Below are 767 nucleotides of genomic sequence, written 5' to 3'. Positions count from 1 at the left end.
ACATCCTGAAAATCCCCTACGAACTCGGGCCGCGCCCCACCCGAAGCGAACGCACCAGAGGACGACGCCGCAGATGGTGAACCCCATCGATCTACCACCGAGGCCGGATTCGATCACAGGCGAACCCCGCCCACCCCGGGCGCCCCGCATCTACCACGGCACGGAATACACACCGCTCGAACGCAACCCACGGAACCCACCGGATGCACCGGACCATCTCGGTCCCACTCTCGAATGGTTCCAACCTCACGTCCGCGAAAAATACATCAGCGCATTTACCCTGATGACCATTACGGTCGCGTTCTTCACAATCTCCAACGGGGATCTTCGCTGGATTCACTGGTGGGGTGCGTGGCTCATCATCACTGCGGGTGGCTGGCTGATGTTTCGCGGGATCAGGAACTATTGGACGGCAGCAGGATCCACATGGGTGCAATGTCGCGACAGCTGGGTCGACACCTACCACCTCACCCGTATACGTTTCTCCGCCGACGGAACGAACCGCGTCCTCCGGTTCAAAGACGCTCACGGCAACGAGATCCACTCGTTCAAGATCAGCGACATTCAAGGAAACCCTGACCTGTGGGACCTCGTCTACAACGGCATCCTCCACTCCGTCGCGTCGGGCAACTGCGACATCGACGCCAAAACCCGCCACATCCTGAAAATCCCCTACGAACTCGGGCCGCGCCCCACCCGAAGCGAACGCACCAGAGGACGGGGACGTAGAGGGTGAACCCCATCGATCTACCACCGATGCCGGATTC

General features: G+C 60.5%; 1 protein-coding gene. It reads left to right on the top strand.

All coding sequences use genetic code 11. The features are described from left to right. A partial coding sequence (locus A8G18_RS22150) for a hypothetical protein (protein ID WP_245208013.1) occupies positions 1–736 on the top strand: 736 nt, incomplete at its 5' end. Positions 737–767: the final 31 nt, after the last annotated feature.

The organism is Rhodococcus gordoniae (genome assembly GCF_001646655.1).
In the GTDB taxonomy this organism is placed as follows: Bacteria; Actinomycetota; Actinomycetes; order Mycobacteriales; family Mycobacteriaceae; genus Rhodococcus; species Rhodococcus gordoniae.
This window is presented reverse-complemented; position numbering and strand designations above follow the sequence as displayed.